The organism is Stutzerimonas nitrititolerans, assembly GCF_003696285.1.
In the GTDB taxonomy this organism is placed as follows: domain Bacteria; phylum Pseudomonadota; class Gammaproteobacteria; order Pseudomonadales; family Pseudomonadaceae; genus Stutzerimonas; species Stutzerimonas nitrititolerans.
This window is the reverse complement of the sequence record NZ_RFFL01000008.1, coordinates 24,669-39,417: the sequence shown is the minus strand read 5'-3', so window position 1 is coordinate 39,417 and position 14,749 is coordinate 24,669. Positions and strand designations below refer to the sequence as shown.

15 protein-coding genes are annotated in these 14,749 nt (G+C 63.6%); 4 read left to right on the top strand and 11 right to left on the bottom strand.

Going from position 1 to position 14,749, the window contains the following annotated elements:
• Positions 1 to 7 precede the first annotated feature (7 nt).
• On the bottom strand, positions 8 to 1,249 hold the full coding sequence (gene glf / locus EA795_RS11460; protein WP_014850965.1) for a UDP-galactopyranose mutase: 1,242 nt from the start codon (positions 1,247 to 1,249) through the stop codon (positions 8 to 10).
• Entirely contained in the window at positions 1,237 to 2,421 is a 1,185-nt protein-coding gene (locus EA795_RS11455; protein ID WP_122077383.1) for a glycosyltransferase family 1 protein, read from the bottom strand. The genes glf and EA795_RS11455 overlap by 13 nt, the downstream gene beginning before the upstream one ends.
• Positions 2,422 to 2,825: 404 nt before the next feature.
• On the opposite strand from EA795_RS11455, the gene galE reads away from it, so the two are divergent.
• The 3 genes from galE (at position 2,826) to EA795_RS11440 (ending at position 6,042) form a co-directional block, all read left to right on the top strand.
• A complete protein-coding gene (gene galE, locus EA795_RS11450) occupies positions 2,826 to 3,878 on the top strand; it encodes a UDP-glucose 4-epimerase GalE (protein ID WP_122077381.1) in 1,053 nt (350 codons plus the stop codon).
• A 225-nt stretch (positions 3,879 to 4,103) separates the two neighbouring features.
• On the top strand, positions 4,104 to 4,949 hold the full coding sequence (gene yghU, locus EA795_RS11445; RefSeq protein WP_122077379.1) for a glutathione-dependent disulfide-bond oxidoreductase: 846 nt from the start codon (positions 4,104 to 4,106) through the stop codon (positions 4,947 to 4,949).
• Between the two features lie 256 nt (positions 4,950 to 5,205).
• Complete coding sequence (locus tag EA795_RS11440; protein ID WP_122077377.1) at positions 5,206 to 6,042, top strand: hypothetical protein; 837 nt, start codon at positions 5,206 to 5,208, stop codon at positions 6,040 to 6,042.
• A 183-nt stretch (positions 6,043 to 6,225) separates the two neighbouring features.
• Here the strand turns inward: EA795_RS11440 and EA795_RS11435 are convergent, their stop codons facing one another.
• From EA795_RS11435 to EA795_RS11405, 7 genes are all read right to left on the bottom strand, one after another.
• On the bottom strand, positions 6,226 to 6,729 hold the full coding sequence (locus EA795_RS11435) for a DUF4126 family protein (protein WP_122077375.1): 504 nt from the start codon (positions 6,727 to 6,729) through the stop codon (positions 6,226 to 6,228).
• Positions 6,730 to 6,846: 117 nt separating this feature from the next.
• Positions 6,847 to 7,251: a hypothetical protein gene (locus tag EA795_RS11430; RefSeq protein WP_014850959.1), complete on the bottom strand. Its 405-nt coding sequence runs from the start codon at positions 7,249 to 7,251 to the stop codon at positions 6,847 to 6,849.
• Positions 7,252 to 7,416: 165 nt separating this feature from the next.
• Entirely contained in the window at positions 7,417 to 7,710 is a 294-nt protein-coding gene (locus EA795_RS21575; RefSeq protein WP_122077373.1) for a GNAT family N-acetyltransferase, read from the bottom strand.
• Between the two features lie 109 nt (positions 7,711 to 7,819).
• The gene (locus EA795_RS11420; RefSeq protein ID WP_122077371.1) at positions 7,820 to 9,655 is read right to left on the bottom strand and encodes an ABC transporter ATP-binding protein; all 1,836 of its coding nucleotides are present in this window, start codon (positions 9,653 to 9,655) and stop codon (positions 7,820 to 7,822) included.
• Positions 9,656 to 9,905: 250 nt separating this feature from the next.
• Positions 9,906 to 10,472 carry a DUF1993 domain-containing protein gene (locus EA795_RS11415; RefSeq protein ID WP_122077369.1) on the bottom strand — a complete coding sequence of 189 codons (567 nt, stop codon included), beginning with the start codon at positions 10,470 to 10,472 and terminating at the stop codon, positions 9,906 to 9,908.
• A gap of 97 nt (positions 10,473 to 10,569) precedes the next feature.
• The gene (locus EA795_RS11410) at positions 10,570 to 10,992 is read right to left on the bottom strand and encodes a hypothetical protein (RefSeq protein ID WP_147456298.1); all 423 of its coding nucleotides are present in this window, start codon (positions 10,990 to 10,992) and stop codon (positions 10,570 to 10,572) included.
• 97 nt (positions 10,993 to 11,089) lie between these two features.
• On the bottom strand, positions 11,090 to 11,668 hold the full coding sequence (locus tag EA795_RS11405; RefSeq protein ID WP_122077364.1) for a GIY-YIG nuclease family protein: 579 nt from the start codon (positions 11,666 to 11,668) through the stop codon (positions 11,090 to 11,092).
• Between the two features lie 265 nt (positions 11,669 to 11,933).
• On the opposite strand from EA795_RS11405, the gene EA795_RS21210 reads away from it, so the two are divergent.
• Positions 11,934 to 12,257, top strand: coding sequence for a hypothetical protein (locus tag EA795_RS21210; protein WP_170162227.1), 324 nt, complete (start codon positions 11,934 to 11,936; stop codon positions 12,255 to 12,257).
• Here the strand turns inward: EA795_RS21210 and EA795_RS11400 are convergent.
• Entirely contained in the window at positions 12,173 to 12,373 is a 201-nt protein-coding gene (locus EA795_RS11400; protein WP_082636271.1) for a DUF2934 domain-containing protein, read from the bottom strand. The two genes, EA795_RS21210 and EA795_RS11400, sit on opposite strands and share 85 nt — an antisense overlap.
• A 282-nt stretch (positions 12,374 to 12,655) precedes the next feature.
• Complete coding sequence (gene treS / locus EA795_RS11395) at positions 12,656 to 14,725, bottom strand: maltose alpha-D-glucosyltransferase (protein WP_122077360.1); 2,070 nt, start codon at positions 14,723 to 14,725, stop codon at positions 12,656 to 12,658.
• Positions 14,726 to 14,749: the final 24 nt, after the last annotated feature.

Sequence of the window (14,749 nt, the reverse complement as noted above, 5' to 3'; positions counted from 1 at the left end):
CCTCGTCTCAGGGTGCCTGTTCGGCCAGCGACTGGCTGTGCTGGGCGCTTTCGCCAGCCTCGGCCCCGTGCTCGGCTTCCTCGATACGCTTGTACAGCGCCAGCGCCTGGCCCACGACCTGGTCCATGTTGTAGTACTTGTAGGTGCCGAGCCGGCCGACGAAGGTCACGCCCGGCGTCTCGTCCGCCAATTGCTGGTAGCGCTTGTACAGCTCGGCGTTCTCCGGCCGCGGAATGGGGTAGTAGGGGTCGCCCTCGGCCGAGGGATATTCGTAGGTGATGCTGGTCTTCGGATGGACCTGTCCGGTCAGGTGCTTGTACTCGCTGATGCGGGTGTAGGGCACGTCCTCGCTCGGATAGTTGACCGTGCCGACCGCCTGGAACTGTTCCTGGTCGAGCTGCTTGTGCTCGAACTTCAGTGAACGGTAGGGCAGCTTGCCGAAGCGGTAGTCGAAATACTCGTCGATGGGGCCGCAGAAGATCAGCTGGTCGTGCTGCACCTCGTCGCGGATCTCGCGGTAGTCGGTGTTGAGCATCACCTTGATGTTGGGGTGCGCGAGCATCTTTTCGAACATCTTCGTGTAGCCGTGCTTGGGCATCTGCTGGAAGGCGTCGGTGAAATAGCGGTCGTCGGTGTTGGTGCGCGTGGGGATGCGCGAGGTGACCGACTTGTCCAGCTGCGACGGGTCCAGCCCCCACTGCTTGCGGGTGTAGCCGCGGAAGAACTTCTGGTACAGCTCGCGGCCGATGCCGTTGACCACCACGTCTTCGCTGGTCCGGATGTGCGCCACCGGCTCGGCACGGCTGGCCAGATACTCGGCGGCCTCCTCGTCGGTCTGCAGATTCAGCCCGTAGAGCCTGTTCAGCGTGGTGCGGTTGATCGGGATCGGCACTTGCTGGCCGTCCACCTGGGCCAGCACACGGTGCTCGTAGGGCCGCCACTCGGTGAAGCGCGACAGGTAGTCGACGATGCGCTGAGCATTGGTGTGGAAGATGTGCGGCCCGTAGCGATGGATCAGCACGCCCGATTCGTCGTGATAATCGTAGGCGTTGCCGCCGATGTGCGGCCGCCGGTCGACGACCAGCACGCGCTTGTTCAGCCCGGCGGCCAGGCGCTCGGCCAGCACGCTGCCGGCGAACCCGGCGCCGACGATCAGGTAGTCGAAGCCACGCCTGGTGCTGGCGGGACGATCGCCGGCGCCACCGCCTGCGAAATCCGTGGTGCTGTCTCGCAGGCTCATGTCGCGCATTGCATCTTCTCCTTCATCAGGCTCCAGGTGTGATCCCAGGACATGTCGCCGAGGATCTCGTCGGCCTTGGCCAGCAGGCCGTCACGGTCCTCGGCGTCGGCCAGGGCGGCTTCGGTGGCGGCGACGAAGGCCTCGGGGCTGTCGGCGATACGCACGATCCCCGTATCGCCGTAGGTGCGCACCACGTCGGTGATCGGCGTGGACACCACCGGGCGGCCGCCGGCCAGGTATTCGGGCGTCTTGGTCGGGCTGATGAAGCGGGTCGACTCGTTCAGCGCGAAGGGCATGATGGCCACGTCCCAGCCCGCCAGGTAACTCGGCAGTTCGTCATAGGTCCTGGCGCCCAGGTAATGAATGTTGTCGCGTTGCGGCAACAGGGCCGGGTCGATCTTCACCACCGGCCCGATCAGCACGATCTGCCAGTCCGGCCGTTGCGCGGCGACCTTGGCGATCAGCGCCAGGTCCAGCCGTTCGTCGATCACCCCGTAGAAGCCCAGGCGTGGCCGGGGAATCTCGGCCTGATCCGGTGGATCGGCCTGGGGTCGCCGCGCGGCGGCGAAATGCTCGACATCGACGCTGCTGGGGAACGGATGGGCGTTGTCGTGATGCTTGCGCTTGGCCTCGTAGAGGCTGTGGCCGCCGGTGAACACCAGGTTGGCGCGGCGCATCAGCTCCAGCTCGCGCTCGATCAGCTTGGGGGGCGCGCCGTGGAAGGCGGACAGCTCGTCCATGCAGTCGTAGACGGTCAGCTTCGGCTTGAGGTGATCCGAAAAGGCCAGGCTCATCGGCGTGTAGTACCAGAGCAGCAGCTCGTTGACCCCGAGCTTGGCCAGGTAACCGTCGAGCAGGTTGCGCTGCACCCGCTCGGCCGCCTCGCCTTCGCAGCCGGCCGGCAGGTGCGGGATCAGCACCTGCACACCGTTCTCCTCGGGGCGCACCTCCAGCCAGGGCTGGGCGTCTTCGGTGGGGATCGGCTCTTCGCAGAACAGCACGTTGAAGTCCCGGGCGAAGCGCGACATCAGGTGCTGCGGGCGCTGATAGACGAAGCTCCAGCGCAGGTGGGACAGACACAGCAGTGTCGGGATCTGCTCGTCGAAGACCACTTCGGCCGGCTCGGCCGACTTGTCGGGGGATTTGCCAATCTCGTACTGGAAGGGGCCTGCCCAGCTCATGAGAACCTCGGTACGGGTGGCGGTGCGGCCAGCGTCCCATCCGCTGCATCGCGCGTGAATTCGGCGCTGCCCTGCGCAACATATAAGGCGTACGGCGCGGCCATTAGTTCGTTTTCGAGCACACCGTTCGCCGGCTATGGACGGCGCGATGCAACCCGCGGTTCCCCCGTGTCCGGCGTGCGGAACACCCGTCATCGGCTGGGTTGAACTTGGCCGCACCTTGCCCGTCCCTACTTCAGGACGCCTGTTTTCTACTCGGTCCCCTGAGCGCTGCGCGCAGCCTGTTTTTCGCGCGATCCGGCAGGCCGACCTCACTTCGGAGACGCTTTGCGGCGCCGCATCTGCGGCCAGCTGCGACCTGTTCCTCGCGCGTCCATAAAACAGCATTGCGGAGGTACGAATTAATGATTCTGGTGACCGGCGGAGCGGGATACATCGGCTCCCACGCAGTACTGGAGCTACTTCTGGCAGGCGAGGAAGTGCTCGTTCTGGACAATCTTTGCAACAGTTCCAGGATCGCGCTCGATCGCGTCGAACAGCTGGCGGGACGACCGCTGCAGTTCGTCAAGGGCGACGTGCGCAACCGCTCGCTGCTGGCCGCGCTGTTCGCTTCCTATCCCATCCGCGCGGTGATGCACTTCGCCGGGCTCAAGGCCGTGGGCGAAAGCGTGCGCGAACCGCTGCGCTACTACGAAACCAATGTCAGCGGCAGCATCGCGCTGTGCCAGGCGATGGCCGAGGCGGGCGTGTTCCGGCTGGTGTTCAGCTCCTCGGCCACGGTCTACGGCGAGTCGCCGATGATGCCCATCACCGAGGACCGTCCCACCGGCGTGCCGACCAATCCCTACGGCCAGTCCAAGCTGATGGCCGAGAGCGTGCTCAAGGGCCTGGCCGAGTCCGACCCGCGCTGGTCCATCGGCCTGCTGCGCTACTTCAACCCGATCGGCGCCCACGAATCGGGGCTGATCGGCGAAGACCCCAATGGCGTACCCAACAACCTGCTGCCGTACATGCTTCAGGTCGCGGTCGGGCGGCGCAGGCAGCTGAGCGTCTACGGCGCCGACTACCCGACGCCCGATGGCACCGGCATTCGTGACTACATCCACGTGGTGGATCTGGTGAAAGGCCATCTGAAAGCCCTGGAGCGGCTCGAGGCGGTACGTGGCGTCTCGGTGTGGAACCTCGGCACCGGCAAGGGTCACTCGGTGCGCGAAATGATCACCGCCTTCGAGGAGGTCACCGGCCGGCCCCTGCCGCACGTGATCAAGCCACGCCGCGCGGGCGATATCGCTCAGTGCTGGTCCGATCCGGGCAAGGCCTGGCAGGAGCTCGGCTGGCGCGCCGAACGCGACCTGATCAGCATGCTCGCCGACGCCTGGCGCTGGCAGAGCAACAACCCTCGCGGCTACGCCGAACCGACCCCGGAAAAGAAAACGCCCACCGCACTGGCCAGCTAGCGCAGTCCGGCAATGGTGCACGGATCGCACCTTTCCTGGCTTTACCGATCCGCCTTCCTCGTGCTCTCCCCCCTTCCAGCCTGACGAAACGGCCACCGGCATCGACTTCACGCCATGGAAAATGGCAGGCTTGTGGATCGACGCCTGATCCAAACGGGACCCGCATCGGCATCGCGCGCGGCAGATCGCCAGCGCCCCGCCGCTCCAACCCATCGAGGAAATGCCATGAGCGACACCACCCCCTACGTTCCACCGAAGGTCTGGACACATGACGCACCCTCGGGCGGCAAGTTCGCCAGCATCAACGCCCCCACCGCCGGCGCGCGCGAGGAAAAGGCACTGCCGGTGGGCAGGCATCCGCTGCAGCTCTATTCGCTGGCCACCCCCAACGGCGTGAAGGTCAGCATCATGCTCGAGGAGCTGCTCGCCCTCGGCCATGCCGGCGCCGAGTACGACGCCTGGCTGATCAGCATCGGTGACGGCGACCAGTTCGGCAGCGGCTTCGTCGAGATCAACCCCAACTCCAAGATTCCGGCATTGGCCGACCACAGCGTCGACGGCGAGCCGCTACGGGTATTCGAGTCCGGCTCGATCCTGGTGTACCTCGCGGAAAAATTCGGCGCCTTCCTGCCCAGCGAAACCCGCGCGCGCACCGAAACTCTGAACTGGCTGTTCTGGCAGATGGGCTCGGCGCCCTTCCTTGGCGGCGGCTTCGGGCATTTCTACGCCTATGCGCCGGAGAAGTACGAATACCCGATCAACCGCTATGCCATGGAAGCCAAGCGCCAGCTCGACGTACTCGATCGCCAGTTGGCCGAGCGCCGTTTCATCGCCGGTGACGACTACAGCATCGCCGACATGGCCATCTGGCCTTGGTACGGCGCCCTCGCCCTCGGCGAGCTGTACGAGGCAGCGGCATTCCTCTCCGTGCAGGATTACCGGCACGTGCAACGCTGGGCCGCCGAGATCGCCGCCCGCCCCGCGGTGATTCGCGGCCGCAAGGTCAACCGCAGCTGGGGTGAGGAATCGGAACAGGCGCCCGAGCGCCACCAGGCGTCTGATCTCGACTGAGCCTCGCAGGGTGGAAACGGCAACGCTTTCCACCCTTCATCACATCTCAAATCCGCTCGACAGACACTGCGTGTCAGGCATCCCGCACTCATCGCTGCGACCGCCGATCCTACCGTGCTGAACTCTGGCAATAGCCGCACACCCAAGTTTCATGAGCGCAGCTTTTGGCTGCCTGTCATCCACCGATGGCGCGTCGTCGTGCGGATAAACGCAGCGCTCTGCATACCCGGTTGTTCAACACAACGTGAGGTGAATCATGAGACATACCCTGGTAGCAGCGTTCGCAACGCTGACCGACGCCAACCGCACCCGTGGAGACCTGATGGCGCGGGGCATTCCTCGGGAGCAGATACATGCCGTGGGCGCCGAAACCGCGGACATCCACGCCTACGATGCCCCCTATACCACCACCGACAGCCCTCTGGATCGCACGCATCACGAGTCCAGGGTCGCGCACTTCTTCAAATCGCTGTTCGGCCAGGAGCCGCATGAAGAGCATCGCCCGTACGCCCACGCCTATCCGGACGCCGTGCGTCGCGGCGCGCTGGTGATCGCCGTGGACGTCGACGACGAGGATCAGCTGGCAAAAGCACGCGACGCACTGGAGTACAACGGTGCCATCGACATCAATGAGCGTGGCGGTACGGGCACGGCCGACGGCTATCCAGGCCCGAGCAGCCCTTATGCGGGAGCAACCGGCGGCGACAGTCATCTCGACAAACACTTCACCAAGCCCGGTACGGGTTCGGCTGCCGGCACCACGGCCACTACCGGTGCCGGGCTGCAATCGACCAGCGAGCGATTCGGTGAAGGCACCGGAAAGCGAGCGACTACCGAGGTTGGCGGATTCACGTCCGAGCCGACCGACTACGCCGACCGCAGCTCCGCCGACACCGGGCGCTACGACATCGGCAGCGCAGCCAAGCGCGCCGGCACTGACTACCCGGAAACTGCCGCCACCAGCGCCCCGACTGGTGCGGGTATTACCGGTCATGGGGTCGGCACCGAAAGCCTCGAAGTGGCACCGGGCGTCGGCACCCGTGAAGCGGGCTTGTGCCGTGACCGCATCTGCGTGATCCAGCGACCGAGCTGACCTTGCCGCTGCAACCACGGGCCGCGCGATGCGGCCCATGGTCATTGCGCGTCGCTCCGAAACCCGGGATGGGCTGCAGCTCACCGCCATCCATGCGAACTTCGCCGGTGTGAGCTGCAGCCCACCACCATCCGCGAATATCGTCCCGGCGGGCCAAGCCCTACGTTGCGCTCGGGCGCCGCTCTAGCGACCGCCCCGCTGGTCGTTCAACGCCTGACGCAGCCCGGCGCGACCCACCGTCAGCGCCAGGCCTTCCTCGGCCAGACCGAGCGCCGCGTTGACCAGCGGCCTGGGTTGATAGGGCTTGCGCAGGGTCAGCCCGATCTTGGCGGCGATCAGCGCCGCGGTCGCACCGATCAGTGCCGGCACCAGCATCGGCTCACGCCGCACACCCGCCAACGCCGCAGCACTCACACCACCCGAAAGTGCACGGAACATCATCGACGGAACGATGGTGCGGTCCGGGGCGAACGGCATCTTGTCGCCAAGCATCTCGCCGGCCGCGAGCACTGGCAGAAATGTCTGCGCCGAGTCCGAGGTCAGCAGCTGCGCAGCCTCGCCCGCTCCGTCCAGATCATCGCGCTCGCTCAGCGCCCGACTGACCAGCGCCGGCGACAACATGCTGCGCATGCCCGTCACCGCTCCGATTGCCAGCGCCGCCCATAAAAGATTGCTCGAAGTCGTCATCGTCATTCTCCCAGTGGTTGCTAATAACGACCGGCCACCCGCCGCTAGCGTTCGGCCGCGCAGCGCAGCGCAGACATCGACGGGTGACGCGCTTGCCCGCATGGCCACGCTGCGCGCTCACCACTGGTAGAGCCCATAACCGACCACGCCAAGGCCGAAACCCATCTGCGCCAGCAGCAGCGAGCGAATCGCGAAGGTGTAGCTGATGACCCGGCTTTGCCCCAGGGCATCGGCGGCGAACAGCCGGTGGCTTTCGGGAAACTCGGCTTCCATCTCCTTGAGCGCCGCGATGGTCAGTTCCAGCAGCTGCCGACTGCGCGCATCCACCAGCCAGAACACCTGCGCCAGCAAGACGGTGAAGGCGCCCAGCAGAATCAGCAGCCCCGGCGAGAAGCCCCGCTGCAGAGCCGCCAGCACACCGCCATCGGCAAAGATGGCCAGCACCACGAAGAAGTTGAAGCCACGCAGACGCTGCTCGGCATTGAGCTTGAAATGCGCCCAGACAAACTCTCGACCATCCACGCGATTGCCCTCTGATGAGCCAGGCCGCAGCCGCGATCACTCGATAAGAACGTCGTTCTGACCGCCGGGACGACCGCAACCTGATTCTTACGCCGGCACGCCAGGTAGCGGGTTGGTGGGCTGAAGCCCACCGGTGTGTCCGTGTTGCCCAGTGATAACGGCTCGTCAGGCCGGATCGACCAGGTCCTGCCATTCCTCGTGCCGCTCGATGTACTTGGCGATGAACTCGCACTGCGGCACCACGCGCTTGCCGCGCCGCCGCGCATCCTCCAGCGCACCCTTGGCGAGCACACTGCCCAGCCCCTGCCCCGACAGGCTGGGGTCGACCTCGGTATGGGTGAAGACCATCTGCTCGCCCTGCTCGCTGTACGCGGCGAAGCCGAGGGGCTTGTCTTCGACCCACAACTCATAGCGCTGCTGCGCGGCGTCCTGGCGGACGGTGGCTTGTCTATCGGTCATGGCGGTCTCCCTCTCAGGTAAATGGCTGCGGCTAAGAGGTACGAGTGGGCGCTGCGGCCAAGGGTTCAGCGCGTTCGGCGCGCAGGCGGGCTCGACCTCGCGCCAGCCCTCAATCCACCCCGACAAAGCCACCCGTCTGGTGCTGCCACAGACGCGCATAGAGGCCGCCGCGGGCGATCAGCTCGGCGTGGGTGCCGGCCTCGATCACCTGGCCCTTGTCGATCACCACCAGCCGATCCATGCGCGCAATGGTCGACAGCCGGTGCGCGATGGCGATCACCGTCTTGCCTTCCATCAGGGTATCCAGGCTCTCCTGAATTGCCGCCTCGACCTCCGAATCCAGCGCCGAGGTGGCTTCGTCCAACACAAGAATCGGCGCATCCTTGAGCAGCACCCGGGCGATGGCGATGCGCTGACGCTGCCCACCGGAGAGCTTCACGCCGCGCTCGCCGACCATGGCCTCGAAGCCCAGGCCGCCCTGGCTGTCGTCCAGGGTCTTGATGAACGCGTCGGCGCGGGCCTTACGCGCGGCAGCCCAGAGTTCTTCCTCGCCGGCGTCGGGCTTGCCATAGCGCAGGTTGTCGCGGATCGAACGGTGCAGCAGCGATGTGTCCTGAGTGACCACGCCGATATTGGCGCGCAGGCTCTCCTGGCTGACCTCGGCGACATTCTGGCCGTCGATGAGGATGCGCCCGCTTTCCAAGTCATAGAGGCGCAGCAGCAGGTTGACCAGCGTCGACTTGCCCGCACCCGATGGCCCGACCAGGCCGATCTTCTCGCCTGGGTGAATATCGATGGTCAACCCGCTGATCACCCCGCCCTGCTTGCCGTAGTGGAAATGCACGTCGTCGAAGCGCACGCCGCCCTGCTCCACCTTGAGCGGCCTGGCGTCCTCGGGGTCGAGCACGTCACGCGGCCGGACGATGCTCTTCATGCCGTCCTGCACGGTGCCGACGTTCTCGAAGATGCCGTTGACCACCCACATGATCCACTCGGCCATGTTGTTGATGCGAATCACCAGGCCCAGCGCCAGGGCGATGGCGCCGGTGCTGATCAGCGCCTCGCTCCACAGCCACAGCGCCAGCGCGCCGGTGCCGACGATCAGCAGGCCGTTCATACAGGTGATCAGGAAATCCAGGCTGGTGATGACGCGCGACTGCAGGCGGAACTTGCCGAGCAGCTCCTGCATGGCCTCGCGTGCGTAGCTTTCTTCCTCCTTCGAATGGGCGAACAGCTTGAGCGTGGCGACGTTGCTGTAACCGTCGACCACCCGCCCCATCACCTTCGAACGCGCCGCAGATGCCGCCGCCGAACGCGCGCGGATACGCGGCACGAAATACCAGAGCGCAGCGCTGTAACCGACGATCCACAGCAGCAACGGCACGATCAAACGCAGGTCCGCGGCGGCGAACAGATACAGCGCGCTGCCGGCATAGACCACCACATGCCACAACGCATCGATCACCTGCATGGCCGAATCACGCAGCGACGGCCCGGTCTGCATCACGCGCTGGGCGATGCGCCCGGCAAAGTCGTTCTGGAAGAAGTTCAGGCTCTGCTTGAGCACGTAGCGGTGGTTCTGCCAGCGGATCAGGTTGGTCAGCCCCGGATTGATCGCCTGATGGGTGAGCAGGTTGTGCAGGCCGAACACCAGAGGCCGGATAATCAGCGCCACCACCGCCATCCACAGCAGCTCGTTGCGGTGCTCGGCGAAAAACGTCCGCGCGTCATCGGTCGCCTGGGCCATATCGATCAACTGCCCGAGGAAGCTGAACAGCGCCACCTCGATCACCGCCGCGAAGAAGCCGACCACCAGCACGGCCGTCATCAACGGCCAGACCTGCTTCAGGTAATGGGCGTAGAAGCGCAGCATCCCGGCGGGCGGCGCAACGTCCGGGCTGGGCTTGAAGACATCGATCAGGTTTTCGAAACGGCGGAACAGCATGGGGAAGTCTGCTTTGTGGCGAGGTGGGCGGGCGTCATTCTCGAATACGACCGCTCGGGCACGGCATCTCGGTTGGACGCCCCGAACCCGCGAGCGTTTCGCCAACCACATGCCCTGCCCGTCGATTCGCATTGTGGACAAGCGCAGCGTTGTCCACCCTACGCCACTCCGCGCCCTTCTGCCGATACCGCGCATTGGTAGGGTGGAAAACGGCGAAGCCTTTTCCACGCGTTACGTTCAGGCTACCTCGCTACCCCTTCGGAATGGTTTCCGGACGAAGGTAAGGCAGCATGTGCGCCACGTAGTCCGCCTTGCCCAGCTCGATCCCTTCCTTACGCAATATCGAGTAAGCGGTCATCACGTGAAAATAGAACTGCGCCAGCGTCCAGTCACGGGCGTACTGCTCCGCGGTCAGGTCGAAAATCATCCCGTTTGCCAGCTCGTGGGCGATTGGCTTGTCCGCGTTCACATCCAGCGCATCGGCGGTGAGGCCGTCGAGCAGCACGACCGTTTCATCGATCCGGGCATAGGCATCGGCAAGCGAGCCTGGCCGCTCACCAGCCTGTCGCCCCTCGTCCAGCAGCTCGTTGATGGCATCCGGAAACGCCTCTCCTCTCAGCCGGCACATGGCCTCGCGCGCCTGCACGCAGGCAAAGCGAATCTGGGTCGACAGCGGAAACATATCGGGCGCCAGCCGCACGGATAACAACGCCTGCGCCTCAACTTCTGGTAGCTGATCCTGCGCCTTCTTCAGCCAGCCGGAGAGGGTTTTGAGCATTTGGGTATAGGTGGGAATGAGGAGTGTCGTTAGCTGCATGGTGCTTACCTTGAGCGATTGAAGGCTACGCCGGAGAAAGTGAAGAGTGCTATGAAGCTAGCCAGCTGAAAGGTAAATAACTCCGTCAATCCTTCGCTCAAGCGCTCGCTGAGGGAGGAGCCTTGAAATCTGACAGGATGAATACCGTCTCGCTGCTTAACAACGCTTCCACCTCTGATAAAGACGCAAGCCTTTTATGGATCAGCGTTTCCGTGCCGGATGTGATCTTTACGTTTAATACATACGCTTGTTGATCGAACTTCAGTCGAGCTGAGTGCTTGGTTAACGTCTCGCCCGCTTCAATCAACGCGGTTGCCGACAGCTCACGATCAATCAGCATCCGGGTGGTTTGGCTATTCAACCTTTGCCTTTTGCCGCGCAGCTTTTGGGCTGTCAGCCAGCCACCTATCCATGTGGCCGCCATAACAACCCAAACCCAACCATACGGTGGAGGGCGCCTTCCAGAAAACCCTTGAGGACTACCCAGCCATTCAACAATGGAACTAACAGCTTCTTCCATGACGACCTCTTGCCTGTAGCCAACCGCGTGATCCGGTTATAAAAGGACAAAAGAATAAATCTGTCCCTTTTTCAGTGCTCTTTCCTTCAGCTATGCGCTACTTCACTTGCGCTACATGACGACGAGATCCGTCTTTACGTTTCATACGGCCATCTCGCATGAGGAGCCCGAGGAGGCTCCACGAGAGATAGTCTTTTGAGCCGCCTAAATAATCACTTTGCAAGCCAAGCGCCCGTGCGGCCTCGGAATTTAGAACTCCATTCGGATTTGCCTGAGCAAGTTCAAGAATCGCTTCTTTAAGAAAAGCTAATCCCAATTGTGCCTTTTCCCTAACGCCAGTCGGGAGGACAACACCTTTTGGAGCCACGGTTGTGGTGCCTGATGGAATCACTGAGTTCGTTAACAGGCCGCCGGTACTTTCCGTACCAAATGCTGAGATCAGCTCCGCTTCTAGTTTGAGCGCCTGAATTTCCGATAGCCCATCTGCTAGCAACGAAGTCACTACATCATGACCAGCAGCGTGTATTTTTTGGATCCGCTTACCTTTTCGCGTTTCATCGACCCGAGCCACATGGTCCCACGCGCGGGTTCCCGTACCCTTTCCAATATAAAAAGGCCTAGCCGGCGATTGCCTCGGATCTTTTAGCGCGTAGATGTAGTAAGCGGTATCAGTCATTGGCAAAAAGCACTCCATCTTTTACGGAACAGCGTATGAGCAGTACAAACCTACCAGTCCTGAGCTGACTGGGAGCTTTTTTACCACCACAACAGCTGGTAGCCGCAGCGCCTGGCGGTCGGCTGCGCATCCTGAACTGGCATGGTAGCCAGACCATTCGCAGGCGGGTATACCGCACAGGCCCAAGCACTGCGGCAGGTTGCTGCTGTACTGCGTCGCCGCCAAACATAAGCTTCCGCCAGCTCTCTCGAAAACGATCCCAATCATGAAAACCAACTTCGACGAAATACCCGAGGCCGAGGAACAGATGGCGCTGCGGCGGCAGGCGCTGGCCGAGCACAGCCTGATCGGCTTTACCGAGCCGGACCGCCTCAATGACTGGCCGGTGCGCTTGACGCCGGTAAAGCGCCACTCTGGATTAATCACTACGTTGCCTGGGGTTACCAGACATTTGGCCAGGCCGGATGCGAGCCCGCTTCGTGCAGGCTCGCACGGAGATATAGGTTATTTTTGCTTGTCTGGAGACTTTGGCATCGGGATCGCGACGCTGCTTTCTACGCTGCCGGCGGTGGCATCGCCTTCCTTGTAGAAGTGTTCCATCTCGTCTCTCGCTTGCGCCCAATGCTCACTTTCCTGCCCTTCGGGCCGGCCTTTAGCTTCCCAGATTTCGTAAGCCTTTTCGCGGATACGTTGCTCGTCGCTCATGTCGCTCACCTCGCCATGTGGATTAAGCCAGTGTCAGTCGCCTGCAGCGGTGCCTCGGACGTGACGACCCACCTGTTCAGCAGAGAGGGGTAGCGGGAGGATGGTTCCGGTATTCCTTTCGCGGCCGACGAACCGACTGCCCGGGGATGAGCCATGACGGGGATCGGCGCGGCTTCGCTTGGCTGCTTTCCGGAAGCGCCAGCTGATCACGCGATTGGCGTATCCAGGTTTCCAGGCCAGTGGCGACCAGCAGAAGGGGTCGTTGCCTGCCACTGGTCTTACTTAAAGCACCGGTGAAGCCGCACTCACTACCCGCAACGCCAGCCCTTCATACGGGTCGAGGTTGAAGGTCATTTCACCGTTTTCGGTCAGATCACCCTCGACCCGCTCATGAATGATATCGACTACCGGGCCGGGTGCGATGCCGGGGAAAAGGATCATTTCGCTGATGGGCTCAGCGCTGAAATTCAGTGCGGTGATCTGCACACCCTTGCCGGCAGGCAGTTCGTGCACCATCACCAGCAGGCCGGGCGCTTGCACGTCCGGAATCAGGATCTGCTTGCTGGCGGCGATGTCGTAGGCGCGGCGCACGCTGAGGATGTGCTTGAGCTGGCAGGCGAAGGAGCCGGGGCGCTGCAACTGTTCGACCAGACTGCCGTAGAGCGAGCGCGCCTTGGGCAAGCCTTCGGCAGAAGCGTCGGCCTCGGGGGCGAGATCGGCCAGGTCGTAGGCGCCGCGATGCAACCAGCGGGTATCGCCATCACCCATGAGGTGCTCGACCTGCTCGACTTCCAACGGCAGGGCGCCGACCAGGTCCCAGCCGGAGAGGGCGAACACACCGGGCTGCATGGCGTTGAACATCACCAGCAGGATATGCAGGCGCTGGATCTGTTCGATCTCGGCGGCGCCGATGGCATCGAGGTCACGGATGCCCAGCGCCGCAGTGATCACACTGACGGTCGTGCAAGACACGCCATTGGTGACGAACTTGAGGTTGTAGGGCGCGTGTTCGCCGGTCAGCCGCTCGTACATTTCCTCGCGGATGTGCTCGCGCAGGATACCGCCCGGCAAGGTCTGGCCGTGGTAGTGGTAATGGTCGTAGGCGTGCAGCGTCCAGAAGTGCACCAGTTCCAGGGTCAGCTCGTCGTGGTTCTGCATCGCGTGGATCAGCGAGGCCGGGTCGAGGCCGAAGGCATGCACCTCGCGCAGCATCAGTCGCAGGAATTCGGTATCGCCGGTCAGCAGGGCATGGTGATAGGCCGGGCGGGTGATGAAGTCGTAGGACAGGTCGGCACCGCCGTGGGACATGGCGGCGATGTCGTCGATGGTCAGGTTCAGCTCCTGGAAGCTGAAACCGCCGGCCTTGCGGATGGTGCTGGCGATCAGCTGGTTGCCGGTGACCGACAACGGATGGCTCTCGGACCAGGCGGTGCCCTCGGCACGGCGTTCGACGCCGAGAAAGCCGTTGGCGTCCAGGCGCAGCACGCGCGCTCCGGAGACATCGATGGCATGCAGGGCATCGCCGATGATCAGCTGTTGCGCGGCGAAGGTCGGGTCCAGCCAGTTCAGCGAGGGCTGGCCTTCCTTGAAGTAGTGCAGGTAGACCCAGCGCCGGCGCTTGCCGTCGACGCCCGTGATAACGCCGGTGGCGCTCCAGTCGGTGTCCTTGATCCCAGGCTCGAAGAAGATCACCCGTTGCAGCTGGCCGACGATGTAGTGCTTGTCCTTGAGCTGGTCCACCACCGCTGGCGGAAGGTTGACCGAGTCGCGCCCCGCCGGCACCTCGGGTAACAGCGGCCAGTCTTCCTCGTTGATCTCGACCATGTGGTACAGACCGGGATAATCGCCGCAAGCCATCTCGGCGAGGCGGAAATCCGGGCCTTTGCCGGTGTGTGCCGGGACGATGTCGTCGATGACGATGGCATTGTGCGCGGCGGCCATGCGGCTGAGCTGCAGCATCTGCGCCTCGGTGCCGAGGTTGGAGTCGATGTCGAAGCTGATGCGGTCGAAATTGCCGTCGATGGTCGGGGTGAATTCACGCCCGCGCAGACCGCCGGAGCGCTTCATCGGGCCGTTGTGAATGCCCTGCACGCCAAGTTCGGAAAGGGCACTCCAGAGCCGGTCATCACCCAGCGCCTGCAGCACCGAGCCGCCCTCGGCCGTGATGATGGCGGCGGGGTAGGCGGTGAACCATACCGAGGCAATCGCGCTCGCATCGCGCGGCCGCGCCTGGGCGTAGGGGCGCTGCCAGAGCCGGGCCTGGCCGGCATAGTGGCGAGCCCGCTCGCGGGCCGCTTGAAGCATGGACTGGCTTTCCAGCCATTCGATGTAGCTGCTGTCTGGTGTGCTCATGACGACGTGCATTTCCCGGTGCGC

Bases quoted from the DNA above. Each gene is read 5' to 3' on its own strand.
- EA795_RS11440 (WP_122077377.1), top strand. From the start codon at position 5,206: ATGAGACATACCCTGGTAGCAGCGTTCGCAACGCTGACCGACGCCAAC.
- EA795_RS11455 (WP_122077383.1), bottom strand. From the start codon at position 2,421: ATGAGCTGGGCAGGCCCCTTCCAGTACGAGATTGGCAAATCCCCCGAC.
- galE (WP_122077381.1), top strand. From the start codon at position 2,826: ATGATTCTGGTGACCGGCGGAGCGGGATACATCGGCTCCCACGCAGTA.
- EA795_RS11420 (WP_122077371.1), bottom strand. From the start codon at position 9,655: ATGCTGTTCCGCCGTTTCGAAAACCTGATCGATGTCTTCAAGCCCAGC.
- EA795_RS11415 (WP_122077369.1), bottom strand. From the start codon at position 10,472: ATGCAGCTAACGACACTCCTCATTCCCACCTATACCCAAATGCTCAAA.
- EA795_RS11410 (WP_147456298.1), bottom strand. From the start codon at position 10,992: ATGGAAGAAGCTGTTAGTTCCATTGTTGAATGGCTGGGTAGTCCTCAA.
- yghU (WP_122077379.1), top strand. From the start codon at position 4,104: ATGAGCGACACCACCCCCTACGTTCCACCGAAGGTCTGGACACATGAC.
- glf (WP_014850965.1), bottom strand. From the start codon at position 1,249: ATGCGCGACATGAGCCTGCGAGACAGCACCACGGATTTCGCAGGCGGT.
- EA795_RS11400 (WP_082636271.1), bottom strand. From the start codon at position 12,373: ATGAGCGACGAGCAACGTATCCGCGAAAAGGCTTACGAAATCTGGGAA.
- EA795_RS21210 (WP_170162227.1), top strand. From the start codon at position 11,934: ATGAAAACCAACTTCGACGAAATACCCGAGGCCGAGGAACAGATGGCG.
- EA795_RS11405 (WP_122077364.1), bottom strand. From the start codon at position 11,668: ATGACTGATACCGCTTACTACATCTACGCGCTAAAAGATCCGAGGCAA.
- EA795_RS21575 (WP_122077373.1), bottom strand. From the start codon at position 7,710: ATGACCGATAGACAAGCCACCGTCCGCCAGGACGCCGCGCAGCAGCGC.
- treS (WP_122077360.1), bottom strand. From the start codon at position 14,725: ATGAGCACACCAGACAGCAGCTACATCGAATGGCTGGAAAGCCAGTCC.
- EA795_RS11435 (WP_122077375.1), bottom strand. From the start codon at position 6,729: ATGACGACTTCGAGCAATCTTTTATGGGCGGCGCTGGCAATCGGAGCG.